The sequence below is a fragment of the Mucilaginibacter sp. P4_G9 genome (genome assembly GCF_056400985.1).
On record NZ_JBFUKF010000860.1, the window covers coordinates 1 to 865 of the forward strand.

Sequence of the window (865 nt, forward strand, 5' to 3'; positions counted from 1 at the left end):
TAGCTATACCGTAATTACTATACAGTGGATTCTGTTAGTCCTAAGATGACTTTCGGACCAAGATGTTCGGACAAAGGATAAAAGACTTTCGGACAATGGAAATGTATGTTATGCAGGGCACATTTTGATACTGCAGGGACCAGATTTGAGTAAAAAGTGTCAATTTATCAAAAACTTAAGTGATTGACAATCAGCATAATTGGTGTTCCATGTCCTGTTTTGCCAAAATCTAAAGTATTGATAATCAGCAACGAGGTGTTCCGGGGTGTTCCACCGTTCCAACGGAACGCCTGCAAAGGTATTATCTTGCCACCACCCTTTTCAACGCCATAATATACCCGGCATGCAAACCTTCATGAAAAGGCAAAAATGCAAGCGCAGTTTCAACAGAATCGATCTCGACGCCATAGCGGGTTTTCCAGGTGGGGTAATTTACAAACAGGTTGTTGTTGACATCTGTTTCCAGCTGATCGATAGTTGAAAGGAATAGTTCTTTGATGGTAGCTACATCTTCGGCCTCCACAAAAGCGGCAGGTTTGGTATCCGGGCGGTAAGGGGTGTAGTATTTATCGGCCACTAATACCGGTAAGCCTGCCCGCGTGTAAAAAATACCCTGCTGGCCCGAGATCATATGCGCTACATTCCAGATGATATTATTGTTAAAACCTTCGGGCACATGGTTAAGCTGGTGAGCGGTAAGATCTTTAACCAGGTTGAGCACCATTTCCCTGGGTTTCCTTATAATTTCTATCGATTTAAGCATTGGAGATAAATGTTTAGTTGCTGATATAACGCAGCTAAAGTAGTAAGATTTAAGGTATTATTTTATCATATTACTTAATCATGATAGGGATTGCTTTATGTG

General features: G+C 41.4%; 1 protein-coding gene. It reads right to left on the reverse strand.

Going from position 1 to position 865, the window contains the following annotated elements:
* Positions 1-301: 301 nt before the first annotated feature.
* Entirely contained in the window at positions 302-763 is a 462-nt protein-coding gene (locus tag AC1DPZ_RS28185; protein WP_477409768.1) for a DinB family protein, read from the reverse strand.
* Positions 764-865 lie beyond the last annotated feature (102 nt).

Excerpts from the sequence above, each read along its gene's own strand:
- AC1DPZ_RS28185 (WP_477409768.1), bottom strand. The coding sequence starts at position 763 with ATGCTTAAATCGATAGAAATTATAAGGAAACCCAGGGAAATGGTGCTC.